The organism is Paraburkholderia ginsengiterrae, assembly GCF_001645125.1.
Lineage (GTDB): Bacteria > Pseudomonadota > Gammaproteobacteria > Burkholderiales > Burkholderiaceae > Paraburkholderia > Paraburkholderia ginsengiterrae.
Map to the genome: position 1 here is coordinate 1 of NZ_LXKA01000198.1, position 19,940 is coordinate 19,940.

Below are 19,940 nucleotides of genomic sequence, written 5' to 3' on the forward strand. Positions count from 1 at the left end.
GGCACGAGCAACAACGCCCGGGTGATTTCGTGGAACGGCATTGCGACGTATGGCGCGCTGGCGGTCGGTGCACCGCTGGGCGTGGCGATCGAGCGCTCGGTTGGGTTTGCCGCGCTGGGGATTCTGGTGATTCTGCTGGCGGCGCTCGGCTTTTATCTGGCGCGTCCGATGGCACCGGTGCCGATCGTGCATGGTGAGCGGATGTCGTACCGGAGTGTGCTTACGCGGGTGTTGCCGCATGGGATCGGGCTGGCGTTGGGTTCTGCCGGGTTTGGGTCGATCGCTACGTTCATTACGTTGTTTTATGCCGCGAATCATTGGCCGAATGCGGCGTTGTCGTTGACGGTGTTCGGTACGCTGTTCATTGGGGCGCGGTTGCTGTTTGCCAATACGATCAAGACTTATGGCGGGTTTCGGGTCGCGATTGTTTCGTTTTCGTTTGAGTGTGCCGGGTTGTTGATGCTGTGGCTCGCGCCTGAGCCGCATGTGGCGCTTGCTGGAGCGGCGTTGACCGGGTTTGGGTTTGCTTTGGTGTTTCCTGCTCTTGGGGTTGAAGCGGTGGGGCTTGTGCCGCCCGCTAGCCGGGGGGCGGCCTTGTCGGCTTATTCTGTTTTTCTCGATCTCTCGCTGGGGATTACCGGGCCGTTGGCCGGGTATATTGCCGGGGAGTTTGGGTATGGGTCGGTGTTTCTCTTTGCCGCTGTTGCGGCGGCGCTGGCTGTTGGGCTTTCTGCTTTTCTTTATTTGAGGAATGCGAAGGTTCGGAATTTGCCTGCGGCGCTTTGAGGGGGTGTAGGGGGTTTTCCTCGCGCGGCGCTTTGTCTGTGTTCTTTGCGGTGTTGGCCTTTCCTTGAAGTCACGGCGGTCTATTAGCGTTGCCCCTGTGCGGGGCACACCTACTTTCTTTGCCGCGGCAAAGAAAGTAGGCAAAGAAAGCCGCTTTCCCACCGCAAATTCTTAAGCGGGGCCCCTGGCTTGGAGGGGGCAGTGGTACATCTGGAATCCGTGCGCTCGCACATTCCGCGTCAGTGACAAGGCCGTCATGCTTCCGGCGGCGCTGCGCGCGCCGTCGCGGTAGTTCTTCAACCACTCGCCAAGTTGTCCATTCGTAGTACTTCTAAGCGGCCAGTCTATCCCTGCGTCAGCGACACGCCCCCTTAAACGGCAGTCCTCCTCAAATCACTTAGTGTTTCCTCAGCCCAATGGCTTGCTGGTGCACGGGCGCTTCGGAACACTCGCCCCAATCCACCAATTGTTACAGCGCCCCGCCGAGGCGAAGCCGATGGCCCCGCTACGCGGCGGCAAAGCCACCGGTGTGCCTGGCAGACCGTTCCGGCGAGCGCGCAGCGCAAGGCGGGAAGAATGACGGCCTTGTCACCAGGGCGGAGTGTGCGGGAGCACCGATTCCAGATGTGCCACTACCCCCTCCAAGCCAGGGGCTCCGCTTAATGGTTAGCGGTGGGAAGCGGCTTTCTTTGCCTACTTTCTTTGCCGCGGCAAAGAAAGTAGGTGCCGCCCCGCACAGGGGCAACGCCAATAGACCACCGTGAATTCAAGGAAAGGCCAACACAAAAACATCAGCAAACCGTGAACTCAAGAAAAGCCCAACACCGCAAAGAACACAGACAAACCGCCGCGCAGGCAAAAAACCCCTTACTTCCCCTCCGACAACGCACGCTCAAGCGCCGCCACCCCAGCAGGCAAATCAACCCCAACCCCAAGATCCACCATCGTCCTCCCCAGCGCATGCACAGTCCGAAAAAGATTATGCTCGCGACATTGCTCCCCCATCTGCCCAACTCGAACAATGGGCAATCCAAACGACCCAGATATCTCCACCTGATGTTGCCGCGAAATATGCGAACAAACATCACCAGGACTCAGCCCGGCAGGCACCTCGATCCCCACCACAGAATTCAACCGGCACGCCGCAGGTGTATAGAGCTTCAACCCCATCGCCGCCACCCCGTCCTGCAACGCCAGCGAACACTTCAGATGCCGCGCAAACCGCTTCTCCAGCGTCTCGGCACAAACGAGCCGCAAAGCCTCATGCAAAGCCAGAACACCAGAAACAGGCGCCGTATAGTGATACCCCGCGTTGTGCCAGAAATTCTCCGCTAGCGACGCGTCCAGACACCAATGAGCATTCGGCGCGGTGCGCCCCTTGACCCGCGCCCACGCCGCATCGGAAAACGCGATCAGCGACACCCCCGGAATGGACGACAAGCCCTTCTGCCCGCCCGTAATCACCGCATCGATACCCCACGCATCCATTTCCAGCGGCATCGTGCTCAACGTGCACACCGCATCGACGATCACCAGCGCACCCGCGCTTTTCGCCAGCGCGGCAATATCCTTCAGGTGGTAGTTCCACACCGTGTTCGACGTCTCGCCCTGCACCACCGTCACGATCTCGGGACGCTCGCGGCGAATCGCCTCGGCAATCTGCTCGAGACTCGCGACCGAGCGGTCGGCAACCTCGAGCGTGCTCACCTGCGCGCCGACGCGCCGGCCCATCTCCGCCATCCGTTCGCTGAAAAAGCCGTTCTTGATGGCGAGCACGCGCGTGCCTTCCCAGGCGAGGTTGGAGATCGCCATCTCCATCGCGGCCGATCCGGGTCCGGCCACACCCAGCACCCATTTCGATTGCGTCTGGAACACGTAGCGCGCCATGGTCTTCACCTGGCCGATCACCTTCACCATCGCCCCGCCGAGGTGATTGATCACGATCGTGTTGGCCTTGGCGACAGCCGCGGGAATCGGCACCGGGCCGGCGCCCATCATCAGGAGCGGCTCTTCAGGAAGAATGGCGTCGAGCGATTCGACAACCGGACAGGGCACTGCGGAGGATTCAGGTGTGAAGGATGAAGTCGGCATGATCAGTACGTGAATGTCAGGACGCTGGAGCGAAACGGAAACGGCCCCGCCAGCAATGACGCTGGCGAGGCCGCCTGTCCGATCATTCACCGATCCGCGCGATTGTGCAAGTTTTTTGACGATGCACCGCCGCGCGGTGCCGTCACTTCACCTTGGTCTTGTCGAGCTTCTTGCCGGTCGCCGCGTTGAACCGCTCGACATACTCTTCCATCAGCTTGCGCAAGGCGCGGCCGATCTTCCGGTAGTCGGACTCGTTCAGGTTGGCGAGCGAAACGCGTCCCGACGGATGCTGCGTGCCGAACCCACGGCCCGGCAGCAGCACGACCCGCGCTTCACGCGCAAGGCGGAACAGCATTTCGGACGGCTCGGTGTTCTTCAACAGCCAGTCGACGAACTCGCGCCCATACACCCGCTCGCCAAGGTACTCGACGTCGAGAATCGTGTAGTAGTCGACCTGGTTCGGATCGTCGTCTTCGAACGTGATGCCGACTTCCTCGTAGAGCGCCTGCTTGCGCTTGCGGATCAGACGCTTGAGCGCGTTCTTGTAGGCGTCCGGTGTATCCATCAGGGAGAACAGCGAGAACAGCACCATCTGCACCTGCTGCGGCGTCGACAGGCCCGCCGTGTGATTCAGCGCGACGGTCCGGCTGTCGGCCACCAGGCGGTCGATGAACTTGAGCTTGTCCGGCTCGGTCGTGATCGACTCATAGCGCTCGTGCAACTGCTTCTTCGCGTCCTTCGGCAGCTCGGCAATCAGCCGGTCGAGCACGTTGTCGCGATGCGTCGCGATCGTGCCCAGACGCCACCCCGTTGCACCGAAATACTTCGAGTACGAGTACACGAGAATGGTGTTCTTCGGCGCCAGCGCGAACAGCGACACGAAGTCGTCGGCAAAGGTGCCGTACACGTCGTCGGTCAGCAGAATCAGGTCGGGGCGCTCCTTGACGATGTCGGCAATGTACTGAAGGCTTTCGTCGCTGATCTTGACCGAAGGCGGGTTGCTCGGGTTCACGAGGAAGAACGCCTTGACCTTCGGATCACGCAGCTTGTCGAGTTCCTTCTTCGAATACTGCCAGCCGTTGGCCACATCGGCGTCGAGATTCACGACGTTCAGGCGGTAGTCGTTCAGGCGCGGAATTTCGATGTACGGCGTGAAGATCGGCATGCCAAGCGCGATCGTGTCGCCCGCCTTGATCAGGTGATTCTCGCGCATCGTGTTGAAGATGTAGGTCATGGCCGCGGTGCCGCCTTCCACCGCGAACACGTCGAACTCGCCGACGAACGGATGATTGCCGATCATCTCGCGGCGCAGATACTGTCCGACGATTATTTCGGACAGCTTGAGCATGCGGTCCGGCACCGGGTAGTTCGAGGCGAGAATGCCCTCGCACATTTCATACAGGAAGTCGCCGGCGGAGAGTCCCAGTTGGTCGCGCACATAAGAAACCGCGCCACGCAGGAAGTCGATACCCGGCACGCCCTTGTTTTCGCGCAGGAACAGATCGAAGCGCTCCTCCAGACCGTCGCGCCGCGGGAACCCGCCCACGCCCTCGGGCATGTACGCGAACGAGCGCTCCGATTCGCGCATCGCAAAGAGACCGAGTTGCCAGAAGCCGTGACGCGGGATGGTCGCGAGAAAGTTCGGATTGCCGCGGCCGGCGTTGAGCATGGATGCGTTGGCGGGCCGCTCGACGGCGCCACCGCCGGCGGCCTTGATCAGTTCGTCTTTCAGTTCGAACGGGCTAAGCGAGGACAGACCTGCTTGTGCCATATCCGCCTGTTTCTTGTCGCCTTTCTCTTTTGCCATGATGCGTTCTCCAATGAGCAAGTGAAAGACGCCGGCGTGGCGATAGTCGCCCAGGGGCGCCGGCGTAAATGATGTCAATGAATACAGTCGATTAGTGAAGCCGATGAGTGTGACCAGTCAATCCGATCGGTAAGGGCGGGCGCTAAACGAGACCGACCACGAGCGGCCCGAGTAGCGTCAACGCGACGTTGGCGATCGCATACGTGATCGCGAACGGCACGGTCGGCACGGCGCTTTCAGCTTTGTCGAGCACGCCGCCGAATGCCGGATTGGCGCTGCGTGACCCTGTCAGCGCCCCTGCCAGAATGGCCGCGTTGTTGTACTTCAGCACGTAGCGGCCGAACAGCATGGTGAGCAGAAGCGGAAACAACGTGACGAACACCCCGAGCAGGAAGATCGTCATGCCGCTTTGCTTGACGGTGACCACGGCCTGCAAGCCGGAGTTCAGGCCGACCACCGCGACGAAGGCCGCAAGGCCGAAGTCCTTCAGCAATTGCGAGGCCGCGGTGGGCATCACGCCGTACATGGGATGCTTGCCGCGCATCCAGCCGAACAGCAGGCCGGCAAGCAGGCAGCCGCCGCCCGAGCCGAGCGTGAGCGGAATCCCGCCGACATTGAGGACGATCAGCCCGATCAGCAAGCCGAGCACGAGGCCCACGCCCATATAGATGAAGTCGGTCTTGTTGCTGTACGGCAGCTCGTAGCCGGCTGCATCGACAGCGCGCTTGGTGTCTTTCGGCGAGCCGTAAAAGGTGATGACGTCGCCGTGCTCCAGTTTGGTTTCCGGCAGGATCGGCAACGGCTGGCCGGCGCGCGAAATGTTCTGGATGTAGACGCCGTGGCGCAAGTCGCGATCCACGACTTCCCGCGCGGCGGCGATCGTCGTGTGGTTCATGCCTTTGCGCGTAAACACGCCGTCGCGTGTCTGCATGACAACGCCCACGTCCTCGACAGCGGCAACCTCGCCGCCGCTCGCGCCAAATTCCACCACCGCCTCACGGCGGCCGACCACCAGCACCACGTCATTGGCCTTCAGCACCAGATCGGGCGTGGGGTCGAGTTGCTGGCCGTCGCGCTTGATTCGCTCGATCGTCAAATAGTCCTGATGCTGCGTCTCGACCGCCTTCACCGTTTTGCCGGCGCTGACGTCGATCTTGTACGCGCGCCCCACCAGCTCCGGCAACGCGAGAACCTGGCCAGGCGCGCGTGCCGGTGCGCCTGAGGCCAGCTCGCGTTCCGCGTCGATCGAGGCATCGCGCAAGCTTTGCCCCATGAACTTGGGCAGGATATTCACGCACACGATGATCGCGCCGAGCGAGCCGAACACATAGGTCACCGCGTAGGCAATCGCCACGTCCGATTGCAGTGACTTGACCTGATCGGCCGGCAGACCCAGACGCGCGATCGCGTCGCCCGCCGTGCCGATAATCGCCGACTGCGTCAGCGCACCGCCCGCGAGCCCGGCCGCCAGTCCCTTGTTCAGGTGGAACAGCTTCGCGCAAACCACCACGGTGATCAGCGCGGTGACGGCGAGAAAAACGGCCATCGCGATCTCACGCAGCGTCTTGCGGTTCAGCGAGTTGAAGAAGCCCGGGCCGGAGTCATAGCCGACCGCATAGATGAAGACGGCGAACATCACCGACTTCACGCCGTTGTCGACCGTCACACCCGCCTGGCTGATGACAACCGCGGCCAGCAACGAACCGCCCACGCCGCCCAGCTGGAATTTGCCGAAGTTGATCTGGCCGATGAAGTAGCCGACCGCGAGCGACAGAAACAGCGCCATCTCGGGGGATTTCTGAAAGATATGGTGTAGCCAGTCCATCGCGCCCTCGCTGGAAAGTTTGAAATACTGAGTACTGGGTCCCGCACACACCGGTGAGGCCCGATCGTGTCGCGCTCCACAAGTGGCTTGCCGCATCACGTGCACGTGGCGTCGCGCCACGCGCGGTCCATCTGCCCGCCTAGCCGAATTTCCCGGCAAGACCGACCACCACCGGCCCCATCAAGGGCAACAAAATGTTCGAGAGTGCGTACGTGATCGTGTAGCCGATTACCGGCGTGGAATTGCCGGTCACGCCCACCAGCGCGCTAATTGCCGGCGTGCTGCACTGCTGGCCGGCAATCGCGCCGAGCAGCATGGGCGTTTCGAGCTTGAGAAACATGCGGCCGATCCATAGCGACAGCAGGCCCGGCACGAGCACCATCAGAATCCCGGCCAACGGCAATGCGAGACCGTACTCGCGTACGAGCTTGATGGCGTCCGGCCCCGCCGACAGACCCACCGCCGCGATAAACGTGGCCAGACCGAAATCCTTCAGAATCTGCGCGGCCGCCGAAGGCAGCGAGCCGACCAGCGGATAGCGCGAGCGGATCCAGCCGAATAGCAGGCCCGACAACAGGCAGCCGCCGCCCGTACCGAGCGCGATCGACACGCCGCCGATCCGGCCGCCGAGATGACCGATCGCCATGCCGACCAGCACGCCGAGGCCCAGATAGACAAAGTCGGTTTTCTGGGTTGCGACCAGGATGTAGCCGAGCCGCCGCGCACTCCGCTCGACAGCGGCCTTCGCGCCTATGAGCGTCAGCACGTCGCCCCGATTGAGCTCGGTGCCCGGCAGCGCAGGCACCGTGGTCTCGAGCCGCGTCACGGCTGCGATGTAGACGCCGCGCCCCTCCCCGGGTGCGGCCCGTTCGCGCATCTGGGCGACCGTCAGGCCGTGCGCGTCGCGGCGCGTCAGCACGACGTCGAGTTTCTCGACGGTCACCTGGCCGAAGTCCGCGCCGTCCACCTCCGCGCCGAGGCTGCTGGCCGCGGCCACGATCGCTTCACGCCGCCCGGCCACGAGCATGACGTCGCCGGGCGTGAGGGTCAGTTGCGGGTCGGCCGGCACGTCCGCGCCGTTGCGCCGGACGCGTTCGACGGTGAGGTTGGAGCGGTACTGCTGTTCGAACGCGCGGATCGTCATGCCGGCGGCCGCGCCGACCCCGAACGCGCGGCCAACGAGCGCCGGCGCGGCGGCCTGCTGGCCGTCGCCGAACGCACCGTCGCCGCCGAGCTTGCGCCATACGCGCTCGGCTTCGTCACGCAGATTGACGCGCAGCAGCAGTGGCGCGAACTGGCTCGTGAAGAGCACGATGGTGATCAGACCGAACAGGTAGCTCACGCTGTACGCGGTCACGACGTTGGCCTGCAGGCGCAGCGTCTGCGCTTCGCCGAAACCGAGCTTGGCGATCGCCTCGGAGGCCGTGCCGATCACCGCCGACTCGGTTGCGGCGCCCGCCAGCAAGCCGGCCGCCGTACCGGCATCGAGCCGCATGACGACCACCGCGATCATGATGAGCGCCAGCACCGACACGATCTCGACCACCGATAGCAGGCCATAGCGCCAGCCACGTCCGATATTGGCGAAGAATTGCGGTCCACCGGTAAAGCCAAGTGCAAAGATGAACAGGGCAAATGCGATGTTCTTCAAATCGGGGGCAAGGCGCGCGCCCGTCTGTCCCAACAATAGTGAAACGATCAACGTCCCGCATACGCCGCCGAGCTGGACCGGCCCGACGCGGAACGAACCAATGAAATATCCGATAGCAAGGCTTGCGAATAGCGCGATCTCTGGTTGAGACCTCAGCAACTCACCTATCATGTTGGCTCGCCGATTGACGGATTAATTAGCAAAAGACGGCAAAAATCCTTCGAAAAATCGAATAGATTAATTTCGCCATGTATGCCGCACGCATTACTCAATCGATAGGGCGATTGAGTGAAAACTTAATTTATTGCAATGGGATGACGCAATTCGCGCCTAGGATGATTTGCCGCGCCGCAACGATAGCACTGGCTGCTGATAGCTCGACAGTCACTCTTTCCTCGCGAAGATGCCTGGCGCCATAAAAAACCCAGACTGCTAATGAAGCGCTTTTGCAGCATGATCGAACATGCTTTTTTTGAACCGCGTTTTAATAGATATTGCAGTTCGGCGAGGCTGTCAATGTTATTTTTACCTCTTTTTATTTATCTTCGCAAAAAATGATCATCGGCAAAGGTGAAAGGAATTGGTGCCTTACTTCGCGCGCAATGCATAACCTATACTGGCCTGCCTGTCTTTTCGCACACCGCGCCGCGCCGCGAATTCGCTTCCCTGCGCCGGCCGGCACTCTTCGGAGCACGACATGCGCATGATCCTGTTCAGCACCCGCCAGTACGACAGCGACACGTTCACCGAAGCCAACGCCGCGCATCGTTTCGAACTGCATTTCCAGGAGTCGCATCTCGACAGCGAGACGGCCATTCTTGCGCAGGGTTATGACGTGGTGTGCCCATTCGTCAACGACAACGTCGACGCGGAGGTGCTCAGGCGGCTTCACGCCGGCGGCACGCGCATGATCGCGCTACGCTCGGCGGGCTTCAATCATGTCGATCTGGCCGCGGCCGAACATTTGGGTATGGCGGTTGCGCGCGTGCCGGCGTACTCGCCCCATGCGGTCGCGGAACATGCGGTTGGTCTGATTCTGGCGCTGAACCGGCGCCTGCCGCGTGCCGTCGCTCGCACCCGCGAAGGGGACTTTTCGCTGCACGGATTGCTCGGCTTCGACCTTCACGGCAAGACCGCGGGTGTGGTCGGCACCGGCATGATCGGCCGCGTGTTTGGCCGCATCATGGCGGGCTTCGGCATGCAGGTGCTGGCCTACGATCCCGGTACGCCCGCAGACGACCTGCTCGCGCTCGGTGCGCGCTACGTGCCGCTCGACACGCTGCTCGCCGAGTCCGACATTGTCAGCCTGCATTGTCCGCTGGTGCCAGACACCTACCATCTGATCGACGGCCCCGCGCTCGCCAAGATGAAGCGCGGCGCCATGCTGATCAATACGGGCCGCGGCGGCCTCGTCGAAAGCAACGCGCTGATCGGCGCCCTGAAAGACGGCCAGCTGGGCCACCTTGGGCTCGACGTCTACGAGGAAGAAGGCGGCCTGTTCTTCGAGGATCACTCGAATCTGCCCTTGCAGGACGACGTGCTTGCACGCCTCCTGATGTTCCCGAATGTGATCGTCACCGCGCACCAGGCGTTTTTCACGCGTGAGGCAATGAGCGAGATTGCCCAGACCACGCTCGAGAACGTTGCGGCATGGCAAGCCGGCACACCACGCAACGTGGTGCGTTCACCCGGCTAGATGTCGCTGTTGCCGCTCGGTGCGACCACGCGCACTGCCGTGCGTGCGTCGTCCGCCGCGCCGCAGCATTCGCGCAGCACGGCAGCCTCGCGCTCGTGCACCTCGACCGGGAACCAGCGCGCGCCGGCATCGGCCAGATAACGGGCGCGATGCTGACCGTTGCGAAACGCGACCACGCCTTCGCGCTCCAGGCCGAACCAGCCCAGCAGACCGGGCGCGCGGCGCGTCGAGATCGTCACGTAGGGCATCTGCGGAATGCGCGGGTTGTCCGGATCGAGAAACTCACGAATGCCGCGCACCTTGCCCGAATGCCACTCGGCAACCGGTTTCAAAACATAATCCGTGTTGTCGCGGTCCGCGCAGGCGAGCAGCTTGCGCACATCGACGAGCACGACCTGATGGCGTGTGCCGTCGGTGACGAAGACACGCTTCAGGCGCACGTGGTCGTACCATGGATGATCTTGCAAAGGCACGATCCAGACCGTCTCGGCAAGGGCCGACGCGGCGGCAGACAATGAGTTGGACAAGGGCAAAGGCAAGCTCGATAAGCTGGCGAAAAAGCGCCAGCGCGTTAAGAGAGCGCTAACGCTACGAGCCGATTGTGAAAGAAGCATGACAGACCACGGTATTAACTGTTTTGCATAAACATTCTGCGCCGGATCCGAAACGAACGGGCGAACGAGAGGCCGCGAGAGAGACACCCATGACCACCATGCAAAATATCAGTGACCACGTGCGCATCGAGGCTAATGAGGATATCGGCGTCGCCACGATCGTCCTTGAGCGGCCCGCGCGTCGCAATGCCGTCGACCGCCCTGTCGCGGACGCGCTCAGCGCCGCGTTCAGCCGTTTCGAAGCAGAGCCGGCGTGGCGCGCGGCGGTGCTGTTCGGCGCGGGTGGCACCTTCTGCGCGGGCGCTGACCTGAGTGCGCTCGCCGACGACACCCGCCGCAACGAGCTGCACCCCGATGGCAGCGGCCCCGGACCGATGGGGCCGACGCGCATGAGCTTCAGCAAGCCCGTCATTGCCGCGATCGCGGGCTATGCGGTCGCGGGCGGGCTGGAACTGGCGGCCATGTGCGATCTGCGGGTCGTCGAGGAGGACGCGGTGCTCGGCGTGTTCTGCCGGCGTGTCGGGATTCCGCTGATCGACGGCGGCACGATCCGCTTGCCGCGTTTGATCGGGCTCTCGCGGGCGCTAGACCTGATTCTGACCGGCCGCGCAGTGAGCGCGCAGGAAGCGCTCAGCTTCGGTCTCGCCAACCGCGTCGTGCCAAGGGGCACCGCACGCGAGGCGGCCGAACAGTTGGCCGCCGAACTGGCTGCCTTTCCGCAGGCGGCGCTGCTCGCCGACCGCCGCTCCGCGCTGGAAAACAGCACGCTTGAGGATCTCGCGGAAGCCTTGCGGCGCGAAGGCGCAGGCGGCTACGAAGCAGTATTCGAAGAAGGCGTCGCCGGTGCGGCGCGTTTCGCCAGCGGCGCCGGCCGTCACGGCAACATGCTCGATCCCCGCGGCGAGGGAAGCTAAACCAGCGGCGTGGCCTGCCTCCGTCACGGCTTCAGCAAAAAACAACTTCTGCCCAAACAATAAGCAAGCATCCTTTGACTTAGGTAGAATCCCCTACTGTTTACCCCTTGTCCGGCGCAGGCGTTCTCGCCCCGAAAACGCGCGCCGGCCGCGCGGCGCTCGCCGTCGCGGCAATTCACGCTCCGCCACCATGCCTTTGCCCCTGCTTGCCCTTGCCATCGCCGCCTTTGGAATCGGTACCACTGAGTTCGTCATCATGGGTCTGCTGCCCGATGTCGCGCGCGATCTGTCGGTCTCGATTCCGGCCGCCGGGATGCTGGTGTCGGCTTACGCGCTCGGCGTGACCATCGGAGCGCCGATCGTCGCGATCGCGGTCGCCAACATGCCGCGCAAGAAGGCGTTGATGAGCCTGATCGGCGTGTTCATCGTCGGCAATCTGCTGTGCGCGGTCGCGCCGGGCTATGCGGTGCTGATGGCCGCGCGCATCGTCACGGCGTTCTGCCACGGGGCGTTCTTCGGCATCGGCTCGGTGGTGGCCGCGGGGCTCGTCGCGCCGAACCGCCGCGCACAGGCCATCGCGCTGATGTTTACCGGCCTGACGCTCGCCAACGTGCTGGGCGTGCCGCTCGGCACCGCGCTGGGCCAGGCGGTCGGCTGGCGCGCGACCTTCTGGGCGGTGACGGGCATCGGCCTCGTCGCGGCAGCCGCGCTTGCCGTGTGCCTGCCGGCGAAAATCGACATGCAGAAAGCGAGCCTCGTGCGCGAATTCAGCGTGCTGAAGAACCCGCAGGTGGTGATGGTGCTCGGCATCAGCGTGCTTGCGTCGGCAAGCCTCTTTTCCACCTTCACGTACATCACGCCGATTCTCGAAGACGTGACCGGCTTTACGCCGCATGCGGTGACGTTCGTGCTGCTGTTGTTCGGCCTCGGTTTGACGGTCGGCAGCACGCTCGGCGGCAAGCTCGCCGACTGGCGGCTGATGCCTTCGCTGGTGGCGTTTCTGCTCGCCATCGTCGTGATCCTGACGATCTTTGCCGGCACGATGCACGCGGAGCTTCCGGCCATGCTCACGATTTTCGCGTGGGGCGTGCTGGCCTTCGCGATCGTGCCGCCGCTGCAAATGCTGATCGTCGACCGCGCGAGCCACGCGCCAAATCTGGCTTCGACGTTGAACCAGGGGGCGTTCAATCTCGGCAATGCGACAGGCGCCTGGCTGGGCGGCATGGCGATCGGCGCGGGCGCGCCGCTCACTACCCTGCCATGGGTCGGCGTGGCGACCTCGATCGGCGCGTTGCTGCTGACGCTGTGGTCGGTCTCGATCGACCGGCGCGCGCAGCGGATGGCCGTCACGGGATAGCAAGCGCGGCGCTGGGCCGCGGTCGTCGCGGTCCGCACGCAGGTGCGAATGATCCGCACCCGTAGTAGCATCTCGGCCGATGAAAGTCATCTTCACTCGCGATTTTCTCGCGCTGATCCTGAGTGTCGCCGTTGTCGGACTCGGCAGCGGTGCAACGCTTCCTCTCACCGCCCTCGCGCTCGCGCAAGCCGGCCACGGCACCGACGTGGTCGCCCTGCTGACTGCCGCGCAAGCGGGCGGCGGGCTCATCGTCGTGCCGCTCGCCGGCTGGATCGCGACGCGCTTCGGCGGCCGCCAGGTGATCGTCGGCACGGTGCTGGTGGTGGCATTCGCCACCGCGCTGATGCAACTCACCTCGAACCTGTGGCTATGGGCCATGCTGCGCGTGCTATGCGGCGCGGCGCTGATGCTGCTCTTCACCATTGGCGAAGCCTGGGTGAACCGGCTTGCCGACGACGCCACGCGTGGCCGCGTCGTCGCCATCTACGCGACGAACTTCACGCTGTTCCAGATGGCAGGACCGGTGCTGGTGAGCCAGATCGCCGACTTCACGCAAGGGCGCTTCCTGATTTGCGGCGCGATCTTCCTGCTGGCCCTGCCGATGCTCGCTACGATCCGCACCACGCCGCAGGCGTCAGAAGACGATCAGGCGGCGCACGGCAGTTGGCGCCATGTCTTGCCGCAAATGCCGGCGCTCGTGATCGGCACGGGATTTTTCGCGTTGTTCGACACGATCGCGCTTTCGCTGCTGCCGCTCTTTGCGATGTCGCACGGCATCACGAGCGAGATTGCCGTGTTGTTCGCCTCGGCCCTGCTGCTCGGCGATACGACCCTGCAGTTTCCGATTGGCTGGCTCGCCGACCGGCTTGGCCGCGAACGTGTGCATATCGGCTGCGGCGTGATCGTCGTGGCGTTGTTGCCGCTTCTGCCGTGGGCCGTGAGTTCGCCGTGGCTCTGCTGGCCGCTGCTGTACGTGCTCGGCGCGGCGGCGGGCGCGATCTATACGCTGTCGCTGGTCGCCTGCGGCGAGCGCTTTCGCGGCGTCGCGCTGGTATCGGCCAGTTCGCTGGTGGGCGCGTCGTGGAGCGCCGCGAGTTTCGGCGGCCCGCTGGTGGCCGGCGCACTGATGAAGGGTGTCGGCAATGACGCGATGGTGGGTGTGCTGCTGCTCGCCGCGCTGGCGTTTCTCGCGGCCGCCTGGTGGGAACGGCGACGCGCGCCAGCGCAATTGGTTGGGTAACGAGCGGACTCTGGCGGCGCGTTACTTCAGCTGAGCGCCGGCAGGATTTCCCCAACGCACGTGCCAAAACCGACCCGATAGCCAACGCCCTGACACCAGCCGGACAGTGTCAGTTCGTCGCCGTCCTCGATGAAACTACGCGAGCCGCCTTCTTGCAGCGTCAGCGGCTTGCTCCCGTTCCATGTCGATTCGAGCAGACTGCCACACGAATCCTCCGTCGGACCGCTGATCGTGCCCGAGCCCATCAGATCGCCCACTCGCGTATTGCAGCCCGATACCGTGTGATGCGCGAGTTGTTGCGCCATCGTCCAGTACATGTGCTTGAAATTGGTTCGCGAAATCGTGCTCGCCTGCTTCGCCTGTTGCGGACGCAGCGTGACTTCCAGCGTGATGTCGAAGGCGTGCTCGCCGTCGTGGCGCAAGTAGGCCAACGGCTGCGGCTCCTGCACCGGCTGCGCGACGCGGAACGGTTCGAGCGCGTCGAGCGTCACGATCCATGGCGAGATGGTGGTTGCGAATGTCTTCGCGTTGAACGGGCCGAGCGGCACGTATTCCCACTGCTGGATGTCGCGCGCGCTCCAGTCGTTCAGCAGCACCATGCCGAAGATATGCGCCTCGGCATCGGCGCACGCAACCGGTTCGCCCAATGCGTTGCCCGCGCCGATCACGAAGCCCGTCTCCAGTTCGATATCGAGCTTGCGGCACGCGCCGAACACCGGACGTTCCTGATCCGGCAGCTTCAACTGACCGTTAGGACGGCGTACCGGCGTGCCGCTCACCACCACCGACGACGGGCGCCCGTTGTAACCGATCGGCATCTCCGACCAGTTCGGCAGCAGCGCGTTCTTCGGATCGCGGAACATCGAGCCGACATTCGTCGCGTGCTCCTTCGACGAATAAAAGTCGGTGTAGCCTGGAATCTGCACCGGCAGATGCAATTGCGCGTCGGCCTGGCGCACCAGCACTTTCGAGCGCAGCGCCGTATCGTCGCGCAAGGTCGCCGTGTCGCGCGCCAGCAGCGTGCTCAACTGAACCCGCACGCTGCGCCATGCATCGCGGCCCAGCGCGATGAATTCATTCAGCGTGTCGCGCGTCAGCACGTCGGCCTTCGACGGCAGCTTCAGCAAACCCTCCGCTTGCAACGCGGCGAGGTCGACGATCTCGTCACCGATCGCGACGCCCACGCGGCGCGTGGCATCGCGCGTGTCGCTGAAAATGCCGAACGGCAGATTCTGAATCGAAAAATCCTGAGTGGAATCGTTAGCCGACTCGATCCAGCTTTTGCGCGACGGATCGAGCGTCGCCTGGAGATCGCTCAATGCGTTCATCGCTGCTCCGGGTTGAAGTGTTTGTTGAGGCCTTGCCAGCATTCGTAGTAGTTCGCCTGCAGTTGCGAGGTTTCGAGTGCGAAGCGGGTTGGTTTGATCAGCGTGCGGGTCTCGAACATGAACGCCATCGTGTCGCCGACTTTCTTCGGCACCGACGTATCGCCATGCGAAGCTTTTTCGAACGTCTCCGCGTCCGGGCCGTGACCCGACATGCAGTTGTGCAGACTTGCGCCGCCCGGCACGAAACCCTCGGCCTTGGCGTCGTACACCCCGTGCACGAGACCCATGAACTCGCTCGCGACGTTGCGATGGAACCAGGGCGGGCGGAACGTATCTTCGGCGGCGAGCCAGCGCGGCGGGAAGATCACGAAGTCGATCGTATCGACGCCCGGCGTGTCGCTTGGCGAGTGCAGCACCAGAAAGATCGACGGATCCGGATGATCGAAGCTGATCGAGCCGATCGTGTTGAAGCGGCGCAGGTCGTACTTGTACGGCGCGTAATTGCCGTGCCACGCGACCACGTCGAGCGGTGAATGGCCGATGCTCGCGCGCCACAGGTTGCCGTTCATCTTGGCGACGAGTTCGAAGTCGCCTTCGCGATCTTCGTAGGCGGCGTGCGGCGTGAGGAAATCGCGCGGATTGGCGAGGCCGTTCGAGCCGATCGGGCCGAGGTCCGGCAACCGCAGCAGCGCGCCGAAGTTCTCGCAGATATAGCCGCGCGCCTCTCCGTCCGGCAGGCTCACCGCGAAGCGCACGCCACGCGGAATCACCACGATCTCAAACGGCTCGACGGCCAGCCGGCCGAATTCGGTCGCAATATCGAGCCGCCCTTCCTGCGGCACGATCAGCAACTCGCCGTCGGCGCTGTAGAAGAAGCGCTCCGTCATCGAGCGGTTCGCCGCATACAGGTGGATCGCGCAGCCGTTCATCGCTTCCGCCGAGCCGTTGCCCGCCATCGTCACCCAGCCGTCGATGAAATCTGTCGGCCGGGCCTGCATCGGCAAGGGGTCCCAACGCAGCTGGTTGGGCGGCGTGGGCGGTACATCTGCAAAGTTGGCGACGAGCCGGTCCGAAGGCAGCGGCGTGAACGGCTGATGCACGGCGGCCGGCCGTATCCGGTACAGCCACGAGCGGCGGTTATGGCTGCGCGGCGCGGTGAACGCAGTGCCGGACAATTGTTCGGCATACAGGCCATAGGCCGCGCGCTGCGGCGAATTGCGGCCTTCGGGCAAAGCGCCGGGCAAGGCCTCCGTCGCGAATTCGTTCGCGAAGCCCGACTGATAGCCCGGCTCGATCTCGGGCCGCGAACTGGCGGTATTCGGCGTACGTGTTGGGGTATCCATGCAAGGCTCTCCGTTGATACTCAATCTTCTCGACTCACGCGGTCCGCGGCCCTGACAGCGGGCATGTCGCGGCATCACAATTTACGTATAGTAAAACGAATTACGCATAGAGAAATTAACGTAAACCCTGGAGATCCTCGGAAAAACCCTCGGACGGGCCGTGTGCACAGGCGTTCGGCGGATAACGTTATGAGCAATATGTTCATGTAATCGCGGTCCGGACTGCTACCATCAAGGCATGCGGCAACCGAGTCGCGTTGCCGAGCGCCTGGCGCGCCTGCCTTTTTTGCTATTCATTCGCCTAAATGATTCTGCCAACCATCCCCAACCTCATTGCCCGTGCCGCCGACCACCCGTTTCTCGGCCAGCACCTGATGATGGGACAAGGCATGCATCACGACGTCGCACTAGCGCAATCCGGCGGCCTTGAACTCACCAGCGCCTATGAACCGATCTTCGATATCAGCGTGCACGCGCTCGCGCAGTCGCTCTCCTGCGGGGCAGAAGGCGTAGACCGTTTCGGCGATGAACTCGGGTTTCAGGCCGTCACGCAGCGGCTCGACGCCGCGCCGTTCGAAGTCTTCGATCCGTTCGACCGGATTGCCGACGATCAGGAACTGGTCGCGCTCGACCGGATGTCGCGCGCGCTGCACGCCATCAATTTCTTCGGCGCGCAGCGGCATGGGTTGCTCTTTCTGCGCGTGCACGAACGGCTGCTGAAGAGCGTGAAGTACGATCACGGGCTGCATTTCTCGACCATCCTGGTGTCGTTCGGCCTGAACCCGTCGCGAGTGGTGATCGAGCTGCCGGCCGCGGCCGTCGCGCACAAGACCTTTCTCGGCTATCTGACCACGAGTTATCAGCGCTACGGCTTCAAGGTGGCCGGCAATCTGTCCAATGCCGGACAAATTCTGTCGGTGTCGGAAACGGCGCGGCTCGACTTCATCAAGATGGATGCGGGCATCGCGTTGCGCGATGCGATGGTCAAGCCGTTAGTCGGCTACGCCGGCCGGTTGCGGGTTCCGCTGATCTTCAACGGTGTGGTGAGCGAAACGCAGTTCGAAGCGCTGCAGCAGTACGACGTGCGCTTCGTGCAAGGGCCGCTGTTCAACGCCCATTACCATGACCGGACGGCCTGAGGGCGACTCAGCTGCGCGTTGAGATGCGGCAGCGCCCTGCCGCCGTCGCCTCAAGCCGTTTCGCCCAGGCGCCGGGCAAGCGCCTTCAGCCGGGGCGCGACGTTTTCACGAAACACCTCCTCTCCCATCGACGAAGCCGGCCCGCTGCAGCTCAGCACCAGCCAGCGCCCTTCTCGTGGCTCGCGAAACGGCACTGCCACCGCGTTCACATCGTCATGCCACGCGCGGAACGAATAGCAGCACCGCGCCTTGGCAAAGGCCTCGATTTCCTGTTCCGCACCGGCCACCAGCTCCACGCCCTCGTCGCCGGCAGCCTTGCCGAGTTCGACCAGCAGCGCGGCGCGCACGTCCGCCGGCTGCACGGCCAGATAGGCCCGGCCCATCGAGCTGGTCAACATCGACAGTTTCGAACCGGACGCCAGCCCGAGCGTCAGCGCAGTTTCGCTGCGGATCGTCTCGAGATAAACCATGTCGAGCCCGTCACGGCAGCCGAGCGAGACCGCCGCGCCCACTTCGCGCGCGAAGGCGCGCATGTGCGGGCGCGCCAGTTCGAGCGTGTCAGTGCCCGCGAGCAGCGCGAAACCGAGCGACAGCACGCCGGCGTCGAGCGCATATTTGCCAAGGGTTTCGTCGAGCCGCAGATAGCCGAGCACGGTCAACGTGTAGGCGAGACGGTTGACGGTCGCCTTCGGCAAACCCGTGCGTTCGACGAAATCGCGGTTGCCGAGCATCGTTTCGCCCGGCTTGAAAGCGCGCAGCAGATCCAGCCCGCGTGCCAGGGCAACGACGAATTTGCGTTCGTCTAGCGGTTCGGAGAGAGTGGATACAGGCGTCATGGGGTGGTACACTCGGACGTGGTTTGCAAAACATTGTTCCGCATGGCGGAACTTACGTCAAGCAGGATTCAGGAGATACGTCATGGCCGAGGCCGCGCAGTTTCACTGGGAAGACCCGCTGCTGCTGGATCAGCAGCTCACCGAAGACGAACGCATGGTGCGCGACGCCGCCGCGGCCTACGCACAGGACAAGCTGCAACCGCGCGTGCTCGAAGCGTTCCGTCATGAAAAGACCGACGTCGAGATCTTTCGCGAAATGGGCGAACTCGGCCTGCTCGGCCCGACGATTCCCGAGCAATATGGCGGCCCCGGTCTGAATTACGTCGCGTACGGCCTGATCGCGCGGGAAGTGGAACGTGTCGATTCCGGCTACCGCTCGATGATGTCGGTGCAGTCGTCGCTGGTCATGGTGCCGATCTATGAATTCGGCTCCGAAGCGCAGAAGCAGAAGTACCTGCCGAAGCTCGTCACCGGCGAGTGGATCGGCTGCTTCGGCCTGACTGAACCGAACCATGGGTCCGATCCGGGCAGCATGGTCACGCGAGCGAAAAAGGTCGACGGCGGCTACTCGCTGTCAGGCTCGAAGATGTGGATCACCAATTCGCCGATCGCCGACGTGTTCGTCGTGTGGGCGAAGCTCGAAGAAAACGGCAAGGACCAGATCCGTGGCTTCATTCTCGAGAAAGGCTGGAAGGGTCTGTCGGCTCCCACCATCCATAGCAAGGTGGGCCTGCGCGCGTCGATCACCGGCGAGATCGTGCTCGACGAGGTGTTCGTGCCGGAAGAAAACCGCTTCCCGGAAGTCAGCGGCTTGCGCGGCCCGTTCACGTGCCTGAACTCGGCGCGTTACGGCATTGCCTGGGGTGCGCTCGGCGCAGCCGAAGCGTGCTGGCACACCGCGCGTCAATACGTGCTGGATCGCAAGCAGTTCGGCCGGCCGCTCGCCGCCAACCAGCTGATCCAGAAAAAGCTCGCCGACATGCAAACCGAGATCACGCTCGGCCTGCAAGGCGTGCTGCGCCTCGGCCGCATGAAGGACGAAGGGACCGCGGCGGTCGAAATCACTTCGATCATGAAGCGCAATTCGTGCGGCAAGGCGCTGGATATCGCGCGGCTCGCGCGTGACATGCTCGGCGGCAATGGCATTTCGGACGAGTTCGGCATCGCCCGGCACCTCGTGAATCTGGAAGTGGTGAACACGTACGAAGGTACGCACGACATTCACGCGCTGATTCTCGGGCGCGCGCAAACCGGCATCCAGGCGTTCTTCTGAAAGTCTTCTGACGCGCCGCTTGCGGCGCGAGCGGCGGTAT

Annotated in this window: 15 protein-coding genes; 7 read left to right on the plus strand and 8 right to left on the minus strand. The window is 63.4% G+C overall.

Features of this window, described 5'->3' with window-relative positions; genetic code table 11:
* Nucleotides 1–786 (plus strand): MFS transporter (locus tag A6V37_RS14925; protein WP_157447877.1); only part of this gene is annotated, 786 nt, incomplete at its 5' end.
* Between the two features lie 867 nt (nucleotides 787–1,653).
* On the opposite strand, the gene A6V37_RS14930 is transcribed toward A6V37_RS14925, so the two are convergent.
* The 4 genes from A6V37_RS14930 to aspT (A6V37_RS14945) form a co-directional block, all read right to left on the minus strand.
* Nucleotides 1,654–2,877, minus strand: coding sequence for a pyridoxal-phosphate-dependent aminotransferase family protein (locus A6V37_RS14930; protein WP_064272592.1), 1,224 nt, complete (start codon nucleotides 2,875–2,877; stop codon nucleotides 1,654–1,656).
* A 142-nt stretch (nucleotides 2,878–3,019) separates the two neighbouring features.
* Entirely contained in the window at nucleotides 3,020–4,684 is a 1,665-nt protein-coding gene (locus A6V37_RS14935) for a bifunctional aspartate transaminase/aspartate 4-decarboxylase (protein WP_064272486.1), read from the minus strand.
* A gap of 142 nt (nucleotides 4,685–4,826) precedes the next feature.
* Nucleotides 4,827–6,509, minus strand: a complete 1,683-nt coding sequence (gene aspT / locus A6V37_RS14940) for an aspartate-alanine antiporter (protein ID WP_064272487.1) — start codon at nucleotides 6,507–6,509, stop codon at nucleotides 4,827–4,829.
* Nucleotides 6,510–6,648: 139 nt separating this feature from the next.
* The gene (gene aspT / locus A6V37_RS14945) at nucleotides 6,649–8,331 is read right to left on the minus strand and encodes an aspartate-alanine antiporter (RefSeq protein ID WP_064286105.1); all 1,683 of its coding nucleotides are present in this window, start codon (nucleotides 8,329–8,331) and stop codon (nucleotides 6,649–6,651) included.
* 526 nt (nucleotides 8,332–8,857) lie between these two features.
* Between aspT (A6V37_RS14945) and A6V37_RS14950 the strand changes: the two genes are divergently transcribed.
* Entirely contained in the window at nucleotides 8,858–9,856 is a 999-nt protein-coding gene (locus A6V37_RS14950) for a 2-hydroxyacid dehydrogenase (protein ID WP_064272489.1), read from the plus strand.
* Here the strand turns inward: A6V37_RS14950 and A6V37_RS14955 are convergent.
* Nucleotides 9,853–10,470 carry a plasmid fertility inhibition factor family protein gene (locus A6V37_RS14955; protein ID WP_064272490.1) on the minus strand — a complete coding sequence of 206 codons (618 nt, stop codon included), beginning with the start codon at nucleotides 10,468–10,470 and terminating at the stop codon, nucleotides 9,853–9,855. The genes A6V37_RS14950 and A6V37_RS14955 overlap by 4 nt on opposite strands.
* 89 nt (nucleotides 10,471–10,559) lie before the next feature.
* Here A6V37_RS14955 and A6V37_RS14960 point away from each other — a divergent pair, with 89 nt between their 5' ends.
* The 3 genes from A6V37_RS14960 (at nucleotide 10,560) to A6V37_RS14970 (ending at nucleotide 13,981) form a co-directional block, all read left to right on the plus strand.
* Entirely contained in the window at nucleotides 10,560–11,384 is an 825-nt protein-coding gene (locus A6V37_RS14960; RefSeq protein WP_064272491.1) for a crotonase/enoyl-CoA hydratase family protein, read from the plus strand.
* A gap of 190 nt (nucleotides 11,385–11,574) precedes the next feature.
* Nucleotides 11,575–12,741 carry an MFS transporter gene (locus tag A6V37_RS14965; RefSeq protein WP_064272492.1) on the plus strand — a complete coding sequence of 389 codons (1,167 nt, stop codon included), beginning with the start codon at nucleotides 11,575–11,577 and terminating at the stop codon, nucleotides 12,739–12,741.
* Between the two features lie 79 nt (nucleotides 12,742–12,820).
* Nucleotides 12,821–13,981 carry an MFS transporter gene (locus tag A6V37_RS14970; protein ID WP_064272493.1) on the plus strand — a complete coding sequence of 387 codons (1,161 nt, stop codon included), beginning with the start codon at nucleotides 12,821–12,823 and terminating at the stop codon, nucleotides 13,979–13,981.
* Nucleotides 13,982–14,007: 26 nt separating this feature from the next.
* Here A6V37_RS14970 and fahA read toward each other — a convergent pair whose 3' ends face one another.
* Both fahA and hmgA read right to left on the minus strand, forming a co-directional pair.
* Nucleotides 14,008–15,309: a fumarylacetoacetase gene (gene fahA / locus A6V37_RS14975; RefSeq protein ID WP_064272494.1), complete on the minus strand. Its 1,302-nt coding sequence runs from the start codon at nucleotides 15,307–15,309 to the stop codon at nucleotides 14,008–14,010.
* A complete protein-coding gene (gene hmgA / locus A6V37_RS14980; protein WP_064272495.1) occupies nucleotides 15,306–16,652 on the minus strand; it encodes a homogentisate 1,2-dioxygenase in 1,347 nt (448 codons plus the stop codon). Before hmgA ends, fahA begins: the two co-directional genes overlap by 4 nt.
* Before the next feature lie 305 nt (nucleotides 16,653–16,957).
* Here hmgA and A6V37_RS14985 point away from each other — a divergent pair, with 305 nt between their 5' ends.
* Entirely contained in the window at nucleotides 16,958–17,791 is an 834-nt protein-coding gene (locus A6V37_RS14985; protein ID WP_064286106.1) for an EAL domain-containing protein, read from the plus strand.
* A gap of 50 nt (nucleotides 17,792–17,841) precedes the next feature.
* Here A6V37_RS14985 and A6V37_RS14990 read toward each other — a convergent pair whose 3' ends face one another.
* Nucleotides 17,842–18,627 (minus strand): IclR family transcriptional regulator, encoded by a 786-nt coding sequence (locus A6V37_RS14990; protein WP_064272497.1) that lies wholly within the window; start codon nucleotides 18,625–18,627, stop codon nucleotides 17,842–17,844.
* A gap of 82 nt (nucleotides 18,628–18,709) precedes the next feature.
* On the opposite strand from A6V37_RS14990, the gene A6V37_RS14995 reads away from it, so the two are divergent.
* Nucleotides 18,710–19,900, plus strand: a complete 1,191-nt coding sequence (locus A6V37_RS14995; protein ID WP_064272498.1) for an acyl-CoA dehydrogenase — start codon at nucleotides 18,710–18,712, stop codon at nucleotides 19,898–19,900.
* Nucleotides 19,901–19,940: the final 40 nt, after the last annotated feature.

Coding starts and splice junctions, on each gene's coding strand:
- A6V37_RS14930 (WP_064272592.1), bottom strand. CDS start 2,877: ATGCCGACTTCATCCTTCACACCTGAATCCTCCGCAGTGCCCTGTCCG.
- A6V37_RS14935 (WP_064272486.1), bottom strand. CDS start 4,684: ATGGCAAAAGAGAAAGGCGACAAGAAACAGGCGGATATGGCACAAGCA.
- aspT (WP_064272487.1), bottom strand. CDS start 6,509: ATGGACTGGCTACACCATATCTTTCAGAAATCCCCCGAGATGGCGCTG.
- aspT (WP_064286105.1), bottom strand. CDS start 8,331: ATGATAGGTGAGTTGCTGAGGTCTCAACCAGAGATCGCGCTATTCGCA.
- A6V37_RS14950 (WP_064272489.1), top strand. CDS start 8,858: ATGCGCATGATCCTGTTCAGCACCCGCCAGTACGACAGCGACACGTTC.
- A6V37_RS14955 (WP_064272490.1), bottom strand. CDS start 10,470: ATGCTTCTTTCACAATCGGCTCGTAGCGTTAGCGCTCTCTTAACGCGC.
- A6V37_RS14960 (WP_064272491.1), top strand. CDS start 10,560: ATGACCACCATGCAAAATATCAGTGACCACGTGCGCATCGAGGCTAAT.
- A6V37_RS14965 (WP_064272492.1), top strand. CDS start 11,575: ATGCCTTTGCCCCTGCTTGCCCTTGCCATCGCCGCCTTTGGAATCGGT.
- A6V37_RS14970 (WP_064272493.1), top strand. CDS start 12,821: ATGAAAGTCATCTTCACTCGCGATTTTCTCGCGCTGATCCTGAGTGTC.
- fahA (WP_064272494.1), bottom strand. CDS start 15,309: ATGAACGCATTGAGCGATCTCCAGGCGACGCTCGATCCGTCGCGCAAA.
- hmgA (WP_064272495.1), bottom strand. CDS start 16,652: ATGGATACCCCAACACGTACGCCGAATACCGCCAGTTCGCGGCCCGAG.
- A6V37_RS14985 (WP_064286106.1), top strand. CDS start 16,958: ATGATTCTGCCAACCATCCCCAACCTCATTGCCCGTGCCGCCGACCAC.
- A6V37_RS14990 (WP_064272497.1), bottom strand. CDS start 18,627: ATGACGCCTGTATCCACTCTCTCCGAACCGCTAGACGAACGCAAATTC.
- A6V37_RS14995 (WP_064272498.1), top strand. CDS start 18,710: ATGGCCGAGGCCGCGCAGTTTCACTGGGAAGACCCGCTGCTGCTGGAT.